Source organism: Arenibacter palladensis, assembly GCF_900129275.1.
GTDB classification, from domain to species: domain Bacteria; phylum Bacteroidota; class Bacteroidia; order Flavobacteriales; family Flavobacteriaceae; genus Arenibacter; species Arenibacter palladensis.
The window spans coordinates 1-1396 of sequence record NZ_FQUX01000024.1 but is presented as its reverse complement, the minus strand read 5'-3'; the positions used below and the strand labels follow the sequence as shown (position 1 = coordinate 1396).

Sequence of the window (1396 nt, the reverse complement as noted above, 5' to 3'; positions counted from 1 at the left end):
AAAAGAAGTAAACAAGTTCATTGATATATTGTAAAGACAGCGCGCCACATGCTTGGAAACGGGTATGTGGTGCAGAAAAAGAAATCGAAATAACGGGCCGGGAAAATGCTTTTATGGGTTGATCGAAGTTATATAAGAATCAACGATGAAGAGTTTGATCCTGGCTCAGGATGAACGCTAGCGGCAGGCCTAACACATGCAAGTCGAGGGGCAGCGGGGATAAGCTTGCTTATCCGCCGGCGACCGGCGCACGGGTGCGCAACGCGTATAGAATCTGCCCTGTACTGGGGAATAGCCCAGAGAAATTTGGATTAATGCCCCATAGTATGTATTAGCGGCATCGCTATTACATTAAAGGCTACGGTACAGGATGACTATGCGTCCCATTAGTTAGTTGGTAAGGTAACGGCTTACCAAGGCAGCGATGGGTAGGGGCCCTGAGAGGGGGATCCCCCACACTGGTACTGAGACACGGACCAGACTCCTACGGGAGGCAGCAGTGAGGAATATTGGACAATGGGCGGGAGCCTGATCCAGCCATGCCGCGTGCAGGAAGACGGTCCTATGGATTGTAAACTGCTTTTGTACGGGAAGAACAAGGGGCACGTGTGCCCTTCTGACGGTACCGTAAGAATAAGGATCGGCTAACTCCGTGCCAGCAGCCGCGGTAATACGGAGGATCCGAGCGTTATCCGGAATCATTGGGTTTAAAGGGTCCGTAGGCGGGCCATTAAGTCAGGGGTGAAAGTCTGCGGCTCAACCGTAGAATTGCCCTTGATACTGGTGGTCTTGAGTTATGGTGAAGTAACTAGAATATGTAGTGTAGCGGTGAAATGCATAGATATTACATAGAATACCGATTGCGAAGGCAGGTTACTAACCATATACTGACGCTGATGGACGAAAGCGTGGGGAGCGAACAGGATTAGATACCCTGGTAGTCCACGCCGTAAACGATGGATACTAGCTGTCCGGATGCAAATCTGGGCGGCCAAGCGAAAGTGATAAGTATCCCACCTGGGGAGTACGTCCGCAAGGATGAAACTCAAAGGAATTGACGGGGGCCCGCACAAGCGGTGGAGCATGTGGTTTAATTCGATGATACGCGAGGAACCTTACCAGGGCTTAAATGTGGTCTGACAGCTTTAGAGATAGAGCCTCCTTCGGGCAGATCACAAGGTGCTGCATGGTTGTCGTCAGCTCGTGCCGTGAGGTGTCAGGTTAAGTCCTATAACGAGCGCAACCCCTGCCGTTAGTTGCCAGCATGTAAAGATGGGGACTCTAACGGGACTGCCGGTGCAAACCGCGAGGAAGGTGGGGATGACGTCAAATCATCACGGCCCTTACGTCCTGGGCCACACACGTGCTACAATGGCCGGTACAGAGAGCAGCCACT

1 rRNA gene is annotated in these 1396 nt (G+C 51.8%); it reads left to right on the top strand.

Features of this window, described 5'->3' with window-relative positions:
- Positions 1-142: 142 nt before the first annotated feature.
- A 16S ribosomal RNA gene (locus tag BUA60_RS22700) occupies positions 143-1396 on the top strand; the annotation flags it as partial.